The organism is Rhizobium sp. Leaf371 (assembly GCF_001424045.1).
Taxonomy (GTDB): Bacteria; Pseudomonadota; Alphaproteobacteria; order Rhizobiales; family Rhizobiaceae; genus Ferranicluibacter.
In genome coordinates this window covers 43,337-60,162 of sequence record NZ_LMQB01000024.1, presented here as the reverse complement: position 1 = coordinate 60,162, position 16,826 = coordinate 43,337, and the positions used below count along the sequence as shown (strand labels likewise).

General features: G+C 65.4%; 18 protein-coding genes and 1 tRNA gene. 5 read left to right on the top strand and 14 right to left on the bottom strand.

Features of this window, described 5'->3' with window-relative positions:
• Positions 1-225: 225 nt before the first annotated feature.
• The 3 genes from lysA to argH all read right to left on the bottom strand — a co-directional run bounded on the left by lysA (position 226) and on the right by argH (position 3,410).
• Entirely contained in the window at positions 226-1,500 is a 1,275-nt protein-coding gene (gene lysA, locus ASG39_RS14350) for a diaminopimelate decarboxylase (protein WP_062595670.1), read from the bottom strand.
• A gap of 22 nt (positions 1,501-1,522) precedes the next feature.
• Entirely contained in the window at positions 1,523-1,879 is a 357-nt protein-coding gene (locus ASG39_RS14345; RefSeq protein WP_062595669.1) for a lipoprotein, read from the bottom strand.
• A gap of 127 nt (positions 1,880-2,006) precedes the next feature.
• On the bottom strand, positions 2,007-3,410 hold the full coding sequence (gene argH / locus ASG39_RS14340) for an argininosuccinate lyase (protein ID WP_062595668.1): 1,404 nt from the start codon (positions 3,408-3,410) through the stop codon (positions 2,007-2,009).
• A 44-nt stretch (positions 3,411-3,454) separates the two neighbouring features.
• On the opposite strand from argH, the gene ASG39_RS14335 reads away from it, so the two are divergent.
• Entirely contained in the window at positions 3,455-4,150 is a 696-nt protein-coding gene (locus tag ASG39_RS14335; RefSeq protein WP_062595667.1) for a TlpA disulfide reductase family protein, read from the top strand.
• Here ASG39_RS14335 and ASG39_RS14330 read toward each other — a convergent pair.
• The 8 genes from ASG39_RS14330 to ASG39_RS14295 form a co-directional block, all read right to left on the bottom strand.
• Entirely contained in the window at positions 4,130-5,515 is a 1,386-nt protein-coding gene (locus ASG39_RS14330; RefSeq protein WP_062595666.1) for a sulfatase-like hydrolase/transferase, read from the bottom strand. The two genes, ASG39_RS14335 and ASG39_RS14330, sit on opposite strands and share 21 nt — an antisense overlap.
• A 77-nt stretch (positions 5,516-5,592) precedes the next feature.
• Positions 5,593-6,465 (bottom strand): 3-hydroxybutyryl-CoA dehydrogenase, encoded by an 873-nt coding sequence (locus ASG39_RS14325; protein WP_062595665.1) that lies wholly within the window; start codon positions 6,463-6,465, stop codon positions 5,593-5,595.
• A 280-nt stretch (positions 6,466-6,745) separates the two neighbouring features.
• Positions 6,746-7,675, bottom strand: coding sequence for an electron transfer flavoprotein subunit alpha/FixB family protein (locus ASG39_RS14320; RefSeq protein ID WP_062595664.1), 930 nt, complete (start codon positions 7,673-7,675; stop codon positions 6,746-6,748).
• 153 nt (positions 7,676-7,828) lie between these two features.
• Positions 7,829-8,578, bottom strand: a complete 750-nt coding sequence (locus ASG39_RS14315) for an electron transfer flavoprotein subunit beta/FixA family protein (RefSeq protein WP_062595982.1) — start codon at positions 8,576-8,578, stop codon at positions 7,829-7,831.
• 348 nt (positions 8,579-8,926) lie between these two features.
• Entirely contained in the window at positions 8,927-9,733 is an 807-nt protein-coding gene (locus tag ASG39_RS14310; RefSeq protein ID WP_082477257.1) for a rhomboid family intramembrane serine protease, read from the bottom strand.
• A 9-nt stretch (positions 9,734-9,742) separates the two neighbouring features.
• The gene (locus tag ASG39_RS14305) at positions 9,743-10,321 is read right to left on the bottom strand and encodes a cob(I)yrinic acid a,c-diamide adenosyltransferase (RefSeq protein WP_062595663.1); all 579 of its coding nucleotides are present in this window, start codon (positions 10,319-10,321) and stop codon (positions 9,743-9,745) included.
• A gap of 1 nt (position 10,322) precedes the next feature.
• The gene (locus ASG39_RS14300; protein WP_062474808.1) at positions 10,323-10,520 is read right to left on the bottom strand and encodes a twin transmembrane helix small protein; all 198 of its coding nucleotides are present in this window, start codon (positions 10,518-10,520) and stop codon (positions 10,323-10,325) included.
• 52 nt (positions 10,521-10,572) lie between these two features.
• Entirely contained in the window at positions 10,573-11,421 is an 849-nt protein-coding gene (locus ASG39_RS14295) for an SDR family oxidoreductase (protein ID WP_062595662.1), read from the bottom strand.
• A 209-nt stretch (positions 11,422-11,630) separates the two neighbouring features.
• Between ASG39_RS14295 and ASG39_RS14290 the strand changes: the two genes are divergently transcribed.
• Entirely contained in the window at positions 11,631-12,599 is a 969-nt protein-coding gene (locus ASG39_RS14290; protein ID WP_082477256.1) for a YihY/virulence factor BrkB family protein, read from the top strand.
• On the opposite strand, the gene gluQRS is transcribed toward ASG39_RS14290, so the two are convergent.
• Entirely contained in the window at positions 12,567-13,487 is a 921-nt protein-coding gene (gene gluQRS, locus ASG39_RS14285) for a tRNA glutamyl-Q(34) synthetase GluQRS (RefSeq protein ID WP_082477299.1), read from the bottom strand. The two genes, ASG39_RS14290 and gluQRS, sit on opposite strands and share 33 nt — an antisense overlap.
• 55 nt (positions 13,488-13,542) lie before the next feature.
• On the opposite strand from gluQRS, the gene ASG39_RS14280 reads away from it, so the two are divergent.
• Together ASG39_RS14280 and ASG39_RS14275 are read left to right on the top strand one after the other, a co-directional pair.
• Complete coding sequence (locus ASG39_RS14280) at positions 13,543-14,187, top strand: DNA-3-methyladenine glycosylase (RefSeq protein WP_062595661.1); 645 nt, start codon at positions 13,543-13,545, stop codon at positions 14,185-14,187.
• Between the two features lie 135 nt (positions 14,188-14,322).
• Positions 14,323-14,880, top strand: a complete 558-nt coding sequence (locus ASG39_RS14275; protein ID WP_062474798.1) for an HNH endonuclease — start codon at positions 14,323-14,325, stop codon at positions 14,878-14,880.
• 63 nt (positions 14,881-14,943) lie between these two features.
• On the opposite strand, the gene ASG39_RS14270 is transcribed toward ASG39_RS14275, so the two are convergent.
• Together ASG39_RS14270 and ASG39_RS14265 are read right to left on the bottom strand one after the other, a co-directional pair.
• Positions 14,944-15,459 (bottom strand): disulfide bond formation protein B, encoded by a 516-nt coding sequence (locus ASG39_RS14270; RefSeq protein WP_062595980.1) that lies wholly within the window; start codon positions 15,457-15,459, stop codon positions 14,944-14,946.
• Positions 15,460-15,600: 141 nt separating this feature from the next.
• A complete protein-coding gene (locus ASG39_RS14265) occupies positions 15,601-16,212 on the bottom strand; it encodes a YqaA family protein (RefSeq protein ID WP_062595660.1) in 612 nt (203 codons plus the stop codon).
• A 348-nt stretch (positions 16,213-16,560) separates the two neighbouring features.
• Here ASG39_RS14265 and ASG39_RS14260 point away from each other — a divergent pair.
• Positions 16,561-16,645, top strand: a tRNA-Leu gene (locus ASG39_RS14260).
• Positions 16,646-16,826: the final 181 nt, after the last annotated feature.

Sequence of the window (16,826 nt, the reverse complement as noted above, 5' to 3'; positions counted from 1 at the left end):
CGTGTCTGCCGCCGGAATTCTGCCATCCGCACCGTCCTACTTCTGCTCAGGCCCCGCCGCCAGGCGAATCCCGCGCCCGCTCGAAGCCTGTTTGGCCGGGAGGATACCATTGTTTGTGGCGAAGACGAGGGCGAGAACGCAATCGTGAACGTGGCGTTCTACGCGGACATCGCGTCCCCGCGTTTTCCGCAGGGCCTGGCCGATCCGGGCCGGGCCCGACAGAGGTCAGTCTTCCGAGAGCCAGTCCGGCAGGCTGTCGAGGCCGATCAGGTCCTCGATCGTGGTGCGGGGGCGCACGACATGGAAGCGGTTGCCCTTGACCAGAACCTCCGGCACCAGAAGCCGCGAATTGTAGGTGCCCGCCTGGACCGCGCCATAGGCGCCGGCCGTGCTGACGGCGAAGAGATCGCCCGGGCGCGGCATGGCCATTTCGCGGTCGAGCGCCAGATAGTCGCCGGTCTCGCAGACCGGGCCGACCACGTCCGCCGTGATGCGCGGCGCGTTGGCGGCGGAGATGCGCACCGGGCGGATCTCGTGATAGGCCTCGTAGAGCGTCGGGCGGATGAGGTCGTTCATCGCGGCATCGACGATGACGAAGGTCTTCGACCCGCCATCCTTCACATAGATCGTTTCCGTCACCAGAATGCCGGCATTGCCGACGATCAGGCGGCCGGGTTCCATGACGATGCGGCAGCCGAGGCCGGCCAGCTGTTCCTTGACGATCGCCGCATAGGCATCCGGCAGAGGCGGGGGATTGTTGTCTTCCTTGTAGGGCACGCCGAGACCGCCGCCGACATCGACGTGATCGATGACATGGCCGTCGGCGCGCAGCGCGTCCACCAGATCGCGCAGCACCTTGAAGGCGTCTTCGAACGGCTGCAGCTCGGTGATCTGGCTGCCGATATGCATGTCGATGCCGGTCACCTTGATGCCGGGCAGCGTCGCGGCATGGGCATAGACGGCGCGGGCGCGCTCGAAGCCGATGCCGAACTTGTTTTCCTTCTTGCCGGTCGAGATCTTGGCATGGGTCTTCGCATCCACATCCGGATTGATGCGGAATGACACATGCGCCTGGCGATTGAGGCGGACGGCGCGGGCATTGAGCACTTCGAGCTCAGGCTCGGACTCGACGTTGAAGCAGTAGATGCCGGCGGCCAGCGCCAGATCCATCTCGCCGGCCGTCTTGCCGACGCCGGAAAACATGATGCGCTCCGCCGGGATGCCGGCGGCGAGCGCGCGGGCGAGTTCGCCGCCGGAGACGACGTCGATGCCGGCGCCGAGACGGCCGAGCGTCTTCAGCACGGCCTGGTTGGAATTCGCCTTCATGGCATAGCAGACCAGCGCGTCCACGCCCTCGAAGGCCTTGGCGAAGACGGCATAGTGTCGCTCCAGGGTCGCGGTGGAATAGCAATAGAACGGCGTGCCGACGGCGCGGGCGATGTCGGTGACCGGCACGTCTTCCGCATGCAGAACGCCGTCGCGATATTCGAAGTGATTCACGGAATGGACCTTGGGTGGGCTGTCAGAGCAGCGGGTCGAGAAGGAAAGGGCGCTCGGGGACGTCGTCCTGTTTGCCGGTGCGGCCGCTGCGGGCCGCCCTGTTGTCCGAGCCGGGAACGGTGTTCATCTGCGTCACGGACGTCGTCTGGGCCGATGCATTGCCGGCGACGGCAGCACTTGCCGGTGCAGCGCCGCTGGCGGGGCTGACGAAGCCGGACGGCAGAGCCGAGGGCGCCCGGGTCGTGTTTGCGGCATCTTTCGCAGCTTGCGCGCGCGCAACGCTCGGGCGCTCGAGATCGCCCTTGCGGCCGCAGCCGGAGGCCGTCAGCACCGTTGCCGTCAGAAGCAGCGCCGTCAGGGCGGCAGTCCGAAATGTCATCGTCGCGGGTCCTTTGCGAGGGCAGGCGGTTCCTCTTAGCTGTTTTTCAAGGACCGCGCACGTTCGAATTGCTGATGGATCGCCCGGGAAAAATGATGGGTTTCCCCGAAGGCGAGACGGAACGGCCTCAGTTGCGCGCGCGCCACCAGGCGATCTGGCGGCGGACTTCGGCAGGCGCAGTGCCGCCGAACGAGGTGCGGCTGGCCACGGAGGCCTCGACCGTCAGCACGTCGAAGACATTGTCCGTGATCGCCGCGTGGATGGCCTGCAGGTCTTCGAGGCTGAGTTCGCCGAGATCGCAGCCCTTGGCCTCGGCCAGCGCCACGGCGCGGCCGGTCACGTGGTGGGCATCGCGGAAGGGGAGGCCGGCTTCGCGGACCAGCCAGTCGGCCAGGTCCGTTGCGGTGGAGAAGCCGGAGCCGGCGGCCTTTTTCATGCGGTCGATATTGATGGTCATGTCGCGCACCATGCCGGTCATGGCGGCGAGGCCGAGCTCCAGGCTTTCGGCGCTGTCGAAGACCTGTTCCTTGTCTTCCTGCATGTCCTTGGAATAGGCGAGCGGCAGGCCCTTCATGATGGTGAGCAGCGCGATCAGCGAGCCGTTGATGCGGCCGGTCTTGGCGCGCACCAGTTCGGCGGCATCCGGGTTCTTCTTCTGCGGCATGATGGAGGAGCCGGTGGAGAAGGCATCCGACAGGCGGACGAAGCCGAATTGCGGCGTCGACCAGATGACGATCTCCTCGGCCAAGCGCGACAGGTGCGTGGCCGAAATTGCCGCGATCGACAGGAATTCGAGCGCGAAATCGCGGTCGGAGACGGTGTCGATGGAATTGCGCGTCGGGCCGGAGAAACCGAGCGCCTTCGCCGTCATGTGCCGGTCGATCGGGAAGCCGGTGCCGGCGAGAGCCGCCGCGCCGATCGGGCTTTCGTCCATATGCTCGATGGCATGCCGCACGCGGGCGCGGTCGCGGCCGAACATTTCGACATAGGCCATGCAGTGATGGCCGAAGGTGACCGGCTGCGCCGTCTGCAGATGGGTGAAGCCGGGCATGACCGTGTCGGCATGTTCCTCGGCGCGATCGAGGAAGGCGGCGATCAGGCGCGTAAGCGCGGTCTCGACCTTCTGCAGCTCTTCCTTCACCCAGAGGCGGAAGTCGAGCGCGACCTGATCGTTGCGCGAGCGCGCCGTGTGCAGGCGGCCGGCTGCGGGGCCGATCAGCGTCGCCAGGCGCGATTCGACGTTCATGTGAATGTCTTCGAGGCGCCGGGAGAATTCGAAAGTCCCCGCCTCGATTTCCGACAGGATCGTGTCGAGACCGCCGAGAATGGCATCCTTGTCGGCGCCGGAAATGATCCCCTGATGGGCGAGCATCTCGGCATGAACCTTCGAGCCGCGGATATCCTGCGCATAGAGCTTCTTGTCGAAGCCGATGGAGGCGTTTATCTCCTCCATGATGGCATCGGGTCCGGACGCGAAACGGCCGCCCCACATCTGGTTGGAGTTCTTCGTTTCGGAAGCGCCGTCGGCCATCGCAATTTCCGTTCCTCAAAAAGGTACAAGTCTTGAAAACCGACATGACAGATCCGGGAAAACCCCGCTCCGCCCTGCGGCTCGTGGCGCTGGCAGCCCTTCTGGGCCTGATCGCCGGTGCGGCTGCGGTATACGTCAGGCAAAGCGGGTCTGGCAATGCTCCGGAGATCGCTTCGCAAGGGGATGCAGGGCAATGCGCGGCCGCGTCGGGCAAGATCGCGGGCCTGACGCCGCTGATGAAGGGGCAGGTGGCCGCGATGGTGCCGGCCGACCGGCCGCGGCCTCTGGACGGGCTGACCTTTAAGGACGGTTCGGGCAAGGACGGTACGGGCAAGGATCTGACGCTGGCCGATTTCAAGGGCCGCACCGTGCTCCTCAACCTGTGGGCCACCTGGTGCGTGCCCTGCCGCGAGGAAATGCCGGCGCTCGACCGGCTGGAGACGGCGGAGGGAAGCGACCGCTTCGAGGTCGTCGCGGTCAATATCGACACCGGCAGCGACGAGAAGCCGAAAACCTTCCTGTCGGAAACCGGCGTGACGGCGCTGAAACCCTACCGGGACGCGTCCATGGGCGTGTTCAACGCGCTGAAGAAGGAGGGCCTTGCCTTCGGCCTGCCGGTCACGGTGCTGATCGACGACAAGGGCTGCCTGCTCTCGGCCATGAACGGGCCGGCGGCCTGGGATGGCGAGGAGGGGCGGGCGCTGGTGCGCGCGGCCGCGTCAGCGGGCACCGGCTCCTGAGGCGAGCCGGGCTTTTGCTCCCGCAGGCGCGCTCCGGAGGCTTTCCAGCCGGTACCAGTCCACGAGGCCGGGCTTGAAATGGCGCCGGGCGGCGCGCTCCCAGAGGGGCGTCTGGTGGTCGCCGACGATGAGGATATCGGTCGGCGGCAGATCCGGGTCCTGCGCGATGGCGGCCACCGAACGGAACAGGTCGCTCCACAGGTTCGTCAGGTCGCACACCGTCCGGTTGTCGATCGCAGGTGCCGCACTGCCGCAGTCCAGCCGGTCGATGGCGGAGGGCTCGTAAGGAATGTGCGTGTTCAGCGTCAGGACGTAGACGAACTTTCGCCTGTCCGGGTCGGCCTTGAGCGCGGCATCCGCGACGTTTACGATTTCCGTGTCGCAGAGCCCCTTGAAGACGTTGCCGCAGCGCGCGGGCGTCGGGGTCGGGACCTCTGCCGCCAGGTCCTCCAGGAAGGTGCTCCGCTCGAAGCCGATCTGCGGGTACCAGTGGTGCCGGAAGAACATGTCGCGGGAGTAACCGTGAAACGACAGGGTGCTCATTCCCGCCTCGCTCAGGCGGCGCGGCAGGCAGTCGAACGTCCGATCGCCCATGAAATCGACCCAGCTGCCCCAGCGGCCGCAGAGTTCGCGCGCGGCGGCGCCGGTGGTGGAGCCGGAATAGCGGGAGGTGCCGCTCGTCAACCAGTAGCGGCCTCCGCGCGTCACGTCCTGCAGGATATCGGCGAGGAGGCTGCGCTCCTGCGGGTCTGCGAAGGCGCCGAGACCCTCGACCATGACGAACAGCATGTTACGCCCGGACACCGCGATCCTGTCCGCCGTCAGGTCGTTCTGGACAATGGCGCTGTCGAACGCCGGCGCCGCGCCCGAGAACGGTCGGTTGACGCCGGTATCGAGCGCGATGACCGCGAGAGCGGCAAAGGCCACGGCCGTCGGCGAGGCGCGCGGCGCATCCGGTCTGAAGCGGTTGAAGAGCCAGGCAGCGGTCAAGGCCGTTGCGATCATGGCCAGGATGAAGGCGACATAGACGCTGGAGGCGGCGACGTCGATGGTCGCGAGAAATGCCAGCGTGTCGATGGCGTCGCCGACCGGCAGGTTGAAGGCCAGCATGGCGACGAGAGCCCCGTCGAGGAGCGCGGCCAGAAGAAAGACCGGGTAGGCTGCCCATGCCGGCAGGAAATAGGCGGCGGCTGCGGCAAGAAGGTAGAACAGCGGCGAGATGGTCCGGACCGCGACATAGAACGGCATGGCGAGCAGGAAGAGGATGTTGGGGACGACGACCAGCGCGCCGATCAACCGAATGGTGGCGCGGCGCGAGGAAGCCATGCCAAGGGGTGGGTTGCCGCCGGCGGCATATGCAATCATGAGAGCTCCGCGCCTCGAAGAAGGCGAACTCACAATTGCATTCACTATTCCTAATCGTCAAGATGACGATGGATGATTTATCGTGTCGGAACCGGCACTTCGCCGCGATAATCGTAGAAGCCGCGACCGGACTTTCGGCCGAGCCAGCCGGCCTCGACATATTTGACGAGAAGCGGGCAGGGGCGGTACTTGCTGTCGGCGAGGCCGTCATGGAGAACCTGCATGATCGACAGGCAGGTGTCGAGGCCGATGAAGTCGGCCAGTTGCAGCGGTCCCATCGGGTGGTTCGCGCCAAGCTTCATCGCGGTGTCGATGGCATCGACCGTGCCGACGCCTTCATAAAGCGTGTAGATCGCCTCGTTGATCATCGGCAGCAGGATGCGGTTGACGATGAAGGCCGGAAAGTCCTCGGCCACCGTGATGGTCTTGTCGAGGGCGGTGACGAACTGGCGGGCCGAGGCGAAGGTGCCTTCCTCGGTTGCAATGCCCCGCACCAGCTCGACGAGCTTCATGACCGGAACCGGGTTCATGAAGTGGATGCCCATGAAACGCTCCGGGCGGTCCGTGGCGGAGGCAAGGCGCGTGATCGACAGGGAGGACGTGTTGGTCGCCAGAATGGCGTCGGGCTTGAGCACCGGACAGACGGAGACGTAGATCTGGCGCTTGACGGATTCGTCCTCGGTGGCCGCCTCGATCACGAGATCGGCGGGCGACAGGTCCGTGAGGTCGGAGGAGCCCTTGATCAGCGTCAGCGCCTTCTTGCGCTCGTCCTCGGTCAGTTTTCCCGAGGAGACCTGGCGGGCCATGTTGCCGTTGATCGTGGCAAGGCCGGCCTCGATGCGATCGGGCGCGATGTCGTAGAGGTGCACCTTGTACCCTGCCATCGCGGCGACCTGCGCAATACCGCAGCCCATTTGTCCCGCACCGACGATTCCGACATTCTTGATCATCAAGCCGTTGTTCCCCAATCGCAGCCGACGTTCAGGACCGCTACAGCGCTGCGCGTCCCCATGTGACGCACCCAGCTTTCCTGTAGCGCTTCATGCCCGATGCATCATGTCGCCCCCGAAATCCGTTTCGGTGTCGGGACCGATGCCGTCAAGGCCTGTTTCAAAGTGATAAAGGCTGGCGGCGGGTTTTGCCAGTGCTTTCCGTCGCTCTCTGCGCGTCTTCGAAAGTAAAAACGGCCGCATCGGGGGATGCGGCCGTTCACATGTCGGTGTGTCGGGATCACAGCGCCTTTTCGAGTTCCGGCAGAAGCGTGAAGATGTCGCCCACGAGGCCGTAATCGGCGACCTGGAAGATCGGGGCGTCCTCGTCCTTGTTGATGGCGACGATGACCTTGGAGTCCTTCATGCCGGCGAGATGCTGGATGGCGCCGGAAATGCCGCAGGCGATGTAGAGCTGCGGGGCGACGACCTTGCCGGTCTGGCCGACCTGCCAGTCGTTGGGCGCGTAGCCCGCATCGACCGCGGCGCGCGATGCGCCGACGGCGGCACCGAGCTTGTCGGCCAAAGGCAGGATCACTTCCTGGAATTTTTCCGCCGAGCCGAGCGCGCGGCCGCCGGAGACGATGATCTTCGCGGAGGTCAGTTCCGGACGGTCGGAGGAGGACAAGGCGTCGTTGACGAAGGTGGAAAGGCCGGGATCGGCAGCCGCCGACACGGTCTCGACCGCGGCCGCGCCGCCGGTGGCAACCGGGGCGAAGGTCGAGGTGCGAACGGTGATGACCTTCTTCGCGTCGCCCGACTGGACGGTCTGGATGGCGTTGCCGGCATAGATCGGGCGCTTGAACGTGTCGGCCGAGACGACCTCGGTGATTTCCGAGATCTGGGCGACGTCGAGCAGGGCTGCGACGCGCGGCATGACGTTCTTGCCGACGGAGGTGGCCGGCGCGATCAGCACGTCGTAGCTGCCGGCGAGCGACACCAGGAGCGCTGCCAGCGGCTCGGCGAGGTTGTTGGCGAGGCCCGCATCGTTGGCGAGCAGGACCTTGGACACGCCGGACAGCGTCGCGGCACCTGCCGCCGCGGCATCCGCCCCGGCGCCTGCGACCAGAACATGGATGTCGCCGCCGATGGCGGTTGCAGCGCTGACGGTGCGGGCGGTGGCGTCGGAAACGGTCTGACCGTCATGATCCGCCAGAAGAAGAATGGCCATGTCGTATGTTCTCCTCGAAATCTCGATCTGTCTGTCGCTGCCGCACCGTCCGGTCGTATCGACGGGGTCCCGGCAGCATATCACGTGCAGAAACTCTGGATGCCGGTGCGCCGCTGCCCTCTCGGGCCTGCGGCGGACCTCTGCGTCCGGGGCTTACAGCACGCCGGCTTCGTTCTTCAGCTTGTCCACCAGTTCGGCGACCGATCCGACCTTGATGCCTGCCTTGCGGCCGGCGGGCTCCTCGGTCTTCAGCACGGTCAGGCGCGGTGCCGTATCGACGCCGAAATCGGCCGGGGTCTTCTTGTCGAGCGGCTTCTTCTTCGCCTTCATGATGTTGGGCAGCGAGGCGTAGCGCGGCTCGTTGAGACGCAAATCGGTGGTGACGACCGCGGGGAGCTTGATGTCGATCGTCTGCAGGCCGCCATCGACCTCGCGGGTGACGGTCGCCTTGTCGGCACCGAGTTCGACCTTGGAGGCGAACGTGCCCTGGCTCCAGCCGAGCAGCGCCGACAGCATCTGGCCCGTCTGATTGCTGTCGTCGTCGATCGCCTGCTTGCCGACGATGACGAGCGACGGCTGTTCGGCCTCCACGACGCCCTTGAGGATCTTGGCGACGGCCAGCGGCTCGACGGCGGCATCGGTCTCGACCAGAATGGCGCGGTCCGCGCCCATGGCGAGGCCGGTGCGCAGCGTTTCCTCGGCCTTGGCCGGGCCGATCGACACGACGACCACTTCCGTTGCCTTGCCCGCTTCCTTCAGCCGCAGGGCTTCTTCCACGGAGATTTCGTCGAAGGGGTTCATCGACATCTTCACATTGGCAAGCTCGACGCCGGAACCGTCCGGCTTGACGCGGATCTTGACGTTGTAGTCAACGACGCGCTTCACGGTGACTAGAATTTTCATGGAGCCTTCCTTCATCGAATCTCGGCAGTGAATCTCAGCGGTGGGGCCGGGCTTGAAGGCCCCGGCGAGGATCTGGCGTGCTGATAGCGGGCTGCCAGTGTCAGCACTTGTGTTTTCCGTTTGGCGCCTGTCGACGCCGATCTCGAGCCGAAAGATTTCGGGCGTGTGCTCATGGAATCGCATATTCACTGGCCGCCCCGTCAGTCGATTGGCGACATCGATACGCGTTTTTTCCACAAATACAATTCTTGCCTGAACGTGCCTCCCGGTCACGCCGCGTAGATTACTAACCTTTACGTGCACGTCAATACGGCGGACGAAATTTCTCGGCGTCTTTCGCCGTTCGGCTCACGGGTGCGTGCCCCACGGACCGGCGCGGCCCTGCGAGGGCGGGATGTCGCGCGGGTCCGTGTCCGCAACGCGCATGGTGTTCGGATCCACCAGGCGAACGGCCTTCGGCACGACCACGACCCTGTCGAACAGCGGCACGCCCTTGCGGCGCATGACGAGGACGAGAAGCAGGCCGGCGATGATGCCGCCGACATGGGCGCCCCAGGAGACATCGGCCGAGGGATCGACCGCCAGCATGTAGAACTGCTGGGCGATCCAGAGGGCGAGCGGAATGAAGGCCGGCAGGGGGAGCGGAATGCGGAAGAGGACGAGCACCCAGACGCGGACTTTGGGATGGAGCAGGAAATAGGCCGCAACGACGCCGGAGACCGCGCCGGAGGCGCCGATCAGCGGCGCCTGCGAATAGGGCACGACGAGGCCGTGGACGAGCGCGCCCGCCGCTGCGCAGGCGAGGTAGAAGACGAGGAACCGCAGGTGCCCGAGCGCATCCTCGACATTGTCGCCGAACACCCAGAGGAACAGCATGTTGGTGCCGAGGTGATAGAGGTCGGCATGCAGGAAGGCGTAGGTGATGTGAGTCGCACTTTCCGGCACGACGGCGATGCCGGGGGCGAGCGTCGCATCGCCGAAAATCAATGCGGGGATATAGCCGAAGGAGAGCAGATCGGCATTGACGGTCGAGGCCTCGACGAACAGAGGGCCCGTGAGGAAGAAGATCACCACATTCGCCGCGATCAGCCCGATCGTGACGACCTGCAGGCGGATATGCTTCAGGTTGTTGCGATCGTGAAGCGGTATGAACATGCGGTCTCCTTACCTTGTAAGACCGGGTATCCAGAGGACGTCGCCGCGGCCGCGATCGTTCAGCCAGCGGGCGGCGACGAAGAGGAAATCGGAAAGCCGGTTCACATATTCGAGCGCCGCCGGGCTGACCGTCTCGCCGGGCGTGTGGTACAGCGCGACCATGGAACGCTCCGCGCGGCGCGCGATGGTGCGGGCGAGGTGCAGGTGGGCTGCGGCCGGTGTGCCGCCGTCCAGCACGAAGGAGCGCAGAGGCTCGAGGTCGGCATTCAGGCGATCGATCTCGGTTTCCAGCCGCGCGACCTGGCCGGCGACGATGCGCAGCGGCTCGTAGGGCAGCGTTTCCCCGGTATCCGGCGTCGAGAGATCGGCGCCGAGGTCGAACAGGTCGTTCTGGACGCGTTTCAGCATCTCGTCGACCTCCGGTTCGCTCGCCGTGGTGAGCCGCGCCATGCCGATGGCGGCATTCGTCTCGTCGATCGTCCCGTAGCACTCGATCCGCAGGTCGTTCTTGAAGCGACGCGGGCCGGCGGCCAGGCCCGTCGTGCCGTCGTCACCCGTGCGGGTGTAGATCTTGTTGAGCTTGACCATCTCAGCGTCCTCCGCCGGTGATCCAGAGCGTCAGCATGATCAGGCCGATGGCGACCGCCTGCAGCAGGACGCGGGCCTGCATCAGCTTGTTGGAGGCATTGCCGCTGCCGCCCTTGGCCATGTTGATCAGGCCACGCACCAGCACGATGACGACGAGGCCCATTACGAGGAGTGTGAGGCCGGTAAGGAAGGAACTCATGCGCAGTCTTTCTGACGGCCGCTCGCCGTCCCACCAGAGAGGATCCGGCCGCTCAGCCGAGACGCCCGATAATGCGATAGAACAGGGCCGCCGGAAGCAGTTTTTTCAACCGCGCGCCCTGTTTGGCCGGTTGAGTCACAATATAGTGCGGCTTCGGGCGTTTTGCCGTCAGTGCTTTCACAAGAACGGCATAAACGGCCTCCGGCCCGAGTTTTCCCTTGGACGGGCCGCTCTCGCCGGTCAGCCGACGCATCTGCCGTTCATATTCCGCGCGGTGGACCGAGCCTTCGAGATCGATATGGCGGCGGATATGCGTGACGGCCGTGGCGGTGAAGCGCGATTCGATCGGGCCGGGTTCGATGAGGCTGACCTCGATGCCCGAGCCGGCAAGCTCCATGCGCAGGGTGAGCGACAGGCCCTCGATGGCGAACTTGGACGCATTATAGGCGCCGCGCCAGCGGTAGGGCACGATGCCGAGAATGGAGGAGCACTGCACGATGCGGCCGTGGCCCTGCGCCCGCATGGCCGGGATGACCCGGCGCGTGAGGTCGTGCCAGCCGATGACGTTGGTTTCGAGCTGCAGGCGCAGCGCCTCCGTCGGCAGGTCCTCGACCGCGCCTGCCTGCCCATAGGCGCCGTTGTTGAAAAGCGCATCCAGCCGCCCGCCGGTCCGCGCAAGGACCGCCTCGACCAGCGCCGCGATCGTCTCCGTGCGGGTATAATCCATGAGAAAGGTCTCGATGCCCTCGGCCTCGAGACCGACGCGATCCTCCTCCCGCCGCACGGTGGCGAAGACGCGCCAGCCATCGCGGGTGAGGGCCCTTGCGGCATAGGCGCCGATGCCGGAGGAACATCCCGTGACGATGATGGTCGGTCGATCCCGATGGGGGCTGTCGGTCATGAAGTCTCGTCGCTCTGGACTGCGTCTCTCGGCATTTCAGCCTGTGGACTTGGAGCGCTGGTTTCCCATATTCGACAGCAGGTGACAATGTGGCGGCGTCTGCAGCCCCAAACGTCGGCCGGGACGCGACTGGACGTGCATGAAACCAAATCGCGGCGCGCACCGTCTTTCAAGGGAGGGGACGTCGCGCCCTTGAAAGCGGAGACCGGATGCCGTTGTTCCTGCGTATGGCCTGGAAGGTCACATTCGATGCGCTGTGGCATTTCAGCGACGATGACGGCTGGGCAATGGCCAGCCACGTGGCCCTGTCGTCTCTGCTCGCGATCTTTCCGTTCCTGATCTTCGGCACCGCGCTCGGCAGCTTTCTCGGCGCCGACCAGTTCGCCACGACCGCCGTGCACCTGATCTTCGACACATGGCCGCCGTCGATCGCCAAGCCGATCGCCGACGAGATCGTCCAGGTGCTGACCACGCCGCGCGGCGGGCTGCTCACCGTCTCGGTGCTGGCGGCCGCCTATTTCGCCTCCAATGGCGTCGAGGCGCTGCGCATCTCGCTCAACCGGGCCTACCGGGTGGCCGAGAGCCGGCCCTGGTACGTGACGCGCATCGCCAGCCTCGGCTTCGTGCTGGCCGGGGTCGTCATCCTTGCCTTCGTCAGCCTGCTGCTCGTCGCCGTGCCGCTGGCGCTGCGCTATGCCGACCGCTGGCTGCCCTGGCTCGACGAGCTTCTGTCGATGGTCGATAATTGGGGCCTGGCACTGGCTCTGCTGATCCTCACCGGGGGGCTGATCGTCTCGCACCTGTGGCTGCCGGATGGCCGGCGCAAGATCATGGACGTGCTGCCGGGCATCGTCATCACGCTGATCGCCTGGACGATCGGTGCCGTCGGTTTCGCCTCCTACCTCTCGAACTTCGCCAATTACGTCTCGACCTATGCCGGTCTCGCCTCGATCATGATCGTGCTGGTTTTCCTCTATATGCTCGGCGCCATCTTCATCATCGGCGCGGAGATCAATGCGGCAATCATGAAGTACAAGGTCAAGCGCATGGTGATCCGCCATTTCCGCGGCATGCCGGTGGAGGAGACCGCCACGCGCGACATCGCCCTTCCGGAAGCGCCGTCGGACGAGGGACCCGTCGCGTCCTCAGAGGAGAAGCGCGCGGACATCGGCCGCTGAGAGGCCTCGGTCTTTGAGTGCCCGAAGGGCCGTGTCGCGATGGCTTTTCGAGAGCTTGCGCCCATCCGGCCCGAGGACGAGACGATGGTGATGGTAGACCGGTTCCGGCAGCTCGAGCAGCGTCTGGAGCAGGCGGTGCACGGCGGTCGCCTGGAAGAGATCCTGCCCGCGCACGACATGCGTCACGCCCTGCAAGGCATCGTCGACCGTGACCGAGAGGTGATAGCTGGAGGGCGCATCGGGCCGCGACAGGATGACGTCGCCCCAGGCCTCCGGCGCTGCGACGATGACGCTCTGCGTGTCTCGCTTGTCCCCCGACCCATCCTGCTGGCCGATGCCGGTTTCCTGCCAGGTGAGCGGCTGGCCGATGGCGCGACAGGCTTTCGCCATGTCGAGCCGCCAGGCATAGGGCCGCCCGGCGGCCATAGCTGCGGCGACCGCGTCCTCTCTCTGCCCGTCGCCCCAACGCCGCTCCGGGCCGGGGTAGAGCAGTGCTCCGTCCGGATCGCGCGGCCATCTTCCCCCCGCCGCTTCGATCGCCGCGACATGGGCACGGATCTCGCCGCGGGTGAGAAAGGCGGGATAGACGAGGCCGCGCGCCTTGAGCCGTTCGAGCGCCTTGTCATAATCTGGGAAATGTTCGGATTGTCGCCGCACCGGCTCTTCGAAGGGGACGCCGAGCCAGGCGAGATCCTCGAGAATCGCCTGCTCGAATGCGGGCTTGCACCGGGTGAGGTCGATATCTTCCATCCGCAGCAGGAGCCGCCCCCCGGTCTCCGCGGCAAAGCGCGCGTTCAGCACCGCCGAGAGCGCATGGCCGAGGTGAAGGAGGCCGTTGGGGCTCGGCGCGAAGCGATATACCGGGGGCTTTGACAGGCTGTGCGGCATGCCTTCTTCTGCCATCAAAGGGCCGCCGAACCAAGCCCGAGAGAGGTGCGCCGCCATGCGGATTTCAAGCGATCACGACGTTTGCCGGGGACTTGCGGCATTGGGTGCCCTCGACCCCCGGCTCGCGCCCGTGATTGCGGCCGCAGGGCCCGTGCCGCTTCGGCGATCCGAACCCGGTTTTTCCGGGCTCGCGGCCATCATCGTGTCGCAGATGATCTCCAAGGCGAGTGCGGCCGCGATCTGGAACCGGTTGGTGCTGCGGCTGGGAACGGTGGATGCGCCGGCCTTCCTTTCGCTTGCCGAGGCGGAATGCCGCGCGGTCGGCCTGTCGGGCGCGAAGATCAAGGCTCTGCGGGCAGCGGCGGCGGCCGTGGAGGCCGGGCTGCTCGATCTCGACGGGATCTGCGACATGGACCCGCAGGCCGCCATCGGCACGCTCGGCGCGCTGCCGGGCATCGGTCGCTGGACGGCCGAGGTCTACCTCGTCTTCTGCGCCGGCCATCCCGATGTGTTTCCCGTCGGGGACGTGGCGCTGCAAAGCGCCGTGGCTCGCGCCTTGTGTCTGGACGCCCGACCCTCTGCACGGGTGCTGGAGGGCCTCAGCCTCGCCTGGAGCCCGTGGCGCAGCGTCGCGGCCCGGCTGTTCTGGGCCTATTATGCCAGCAGCCTGCGACGGGATGCCGCACAGGTTCTGCCGTGATGAGGCGCGCGGGAATTCGGCCCGTAACCAACTGAAATGAATCTTTTGTTTCCACTTTCCTTTCGGCTTCACAATCCTGACGTAACGAGCCTAATATAGAAGTGCAGATGCCGAATCGATCAGGAGTCACTGGACTTGACGATTGCAGTCTCACCTCAGGCCTTGCCTGCGCTCGTGTTGAACGCGGACTACCGGCCTCTTAGCTATTACCCTTTGTCGCTCTGGTCCTGGCAGGACGCGATCAAGGCGGTCTTCCTTGACCGTGTGGTTATTCTGGCGGAATACGAACATCAGGTCTCCTCGCCCAGCTTCTCGATGAAACTGCCGAGCGTCGTCTGCCTGAAAAGCTATGTTCAGCCCTCGCGCCATCCTGCCTTCACCCGTTTCAACGTGTTCCTGCGTGATCGGTTCGAGTGCCAATATTGCGGCTCGCCGGATGACCTGACCTTCGACCATGTCATTCCGCGCTGCCATGGTGGGCAGACGACCTGGGAGAACGTGGTGGCCGCCTGCTCGCCCTGCAACCTGCGCAAGGGCGGCAAGATGCCCCGCAATGCCGGCATGTTCCCCCATCAGAAGCCGTATCACCCGACGGTGCAGGACCTGCACAATAACGGCCGGCTGTTTCCGCCGAACTTCTTGCACGAAAGCTGGATGGACTATCTCTACTGGGATGTCGAACTGCAGCCGTAAGGCTTGGCGTTGACGGATTGCCGACGGGTTTCGAGGGCGCCCGACGAGGGCGCCTTTTCGCTTCTAGCGGGCTTTGACGGCGCCGCGGATGGCGATGGCCGCAAGCACCAGGCTCGCCAGCACGTTCCAGCCGGCAAACGACAGGCCAAGCACGCGCAGGGCCGCATCCGTGCAGGAGGGCCCATGCTTGCTGTCGAGGTCGCCGAGGAGGTCGCCGACATTGGCCGAGACGCCCTGCGCGGTGGTGGAGCAGTTCGCCGGGCCCGCCCAGAAGTGCCATTCGACGCCCGCATGATAGACGCCGATGCCAGCACCGACCAGCATCATGATCGCGATGACCGCCAGCAGCAGCCGCGGCAGCCAGGCCGGCATGGGGAAGGCCGCGCTGATGATGGCGAGCACGCCGACGGGAATGCCATAATAATAGGGCTCGCGCTGCATGAGGCAGAGGGCGCAGGGGATATAGCCGCCGAGATGCTCGAAGCCGAGCGCGGTCCCGACCGTGACGATCATTCCCAGCGTGACGAGGACGGCGGCGAAAAGGGCAGGGGAGCGTTGAAGGGCGGGAGAGCGTTGGATGGCGGTCACGGTCTGTCAGGCTCCGGGAGGCGGGTTGGTTCAGCTGTTGCCGAAGGCCTTACAGCATATCGCCGGCGATCGAAATCTGTTTTGCACCCGTCGGAAAGCCGGCGAGGTGGCTCCATATCCAGGTTGGCGCGTTCAGGGCGTGACGATTTCCGGATTGTGCAGGAAGAAGCGGTAGGCGATGAACAGCACGATCAGCAAAGCGGCGACGACCGCCGATATCAGGCCGAGACGCTTTTCGATGAAATGGCGGATCTCCTCGCCATAGCGGCGCAGCAGCCAGGCGAGCAGAAAGAAGCGCGCACCGCGCGCGACGATGGCGCAGACGATGAACAGGCCGAGATGGATGCCGGCGACGCCGGAGAGGATCGTGACGACCTTGATCGGTGGGAGATGCGCGAGACCCGAGGTGACGAGCAACAGAACGAGCATCTCGTTGCTGAACGAGGCGCGCATCGTTTCGAACGCTTCGAGCTTGCCGTAGAATTCGAGGATGGGCCGCGCCAGGGCTTCGAAGGCATAGTGCCCGAGATACCAACCGGCAATGCCGCCGAGGACGGAGGCCACGGTCGCGACCGCCGCATAGCGCCAGGCACGCTCGGGCCGCGCCAGCGCCATCGGCAGGAACAGCACGTCGGCGGGCACCAGAAAGACGGAGCTTTCCACGAAGGCGATGACGGCGAGCCAGACTTCCGCCGACTTGCGTGCAGCGAGCGACATGGTCCAGTCATAAAGGCTGCGGAGCATCGGCAAATCCTCGGATCAGATGGCAGACGGGGCGGGCCCCAAGCGGGAAGTGCAGGGGCCCAGACTTGGGGTGAACGGCTTGGGGTGGAAGACCCAAGCCCGAGGGTAAAAAGAGGCACGCCCCGAGAGGCACCCCAGAGCTTCTATGCAGGAACGGGCCGCCTGTAAATCGCAACCGCACAACGGATGCTGCTCTGCACCATCGTTTCCCCCGCCGCCCGGCCCGCGCGCCAAGACGACACCGTCCCGCCGCCTGCCGCGCATGTCTATGCGATTGCTCGACGAACCCGCGAAATCCGGTTGACCAAGCCCCGTCCACCCGTATAAATCCCGATCCTGCCTCTCCGTGCCCCATTGGCGGAATTGGTAGACGCGCTCGACTCAAAATCGAGTTCCGAAAGGAGTGCTGGTTCGACTCCGGCATGGGGCACCAGAGGTTCTTTCCGTCAATCGGCTCGCTCTCTTTTGGACGCTTCCAGGCTCTGTGGACGTGGCCCGCCCTCTATGCGAGATGACGCAAAGCTTCCCCAACGTTGTTTGTGGAGAGGCGCACGTCGCCTCCTGGCGGCGTTTCAGGACGATGTCGCGAGAACTGCGGCGTGGCTCAGCCTCCG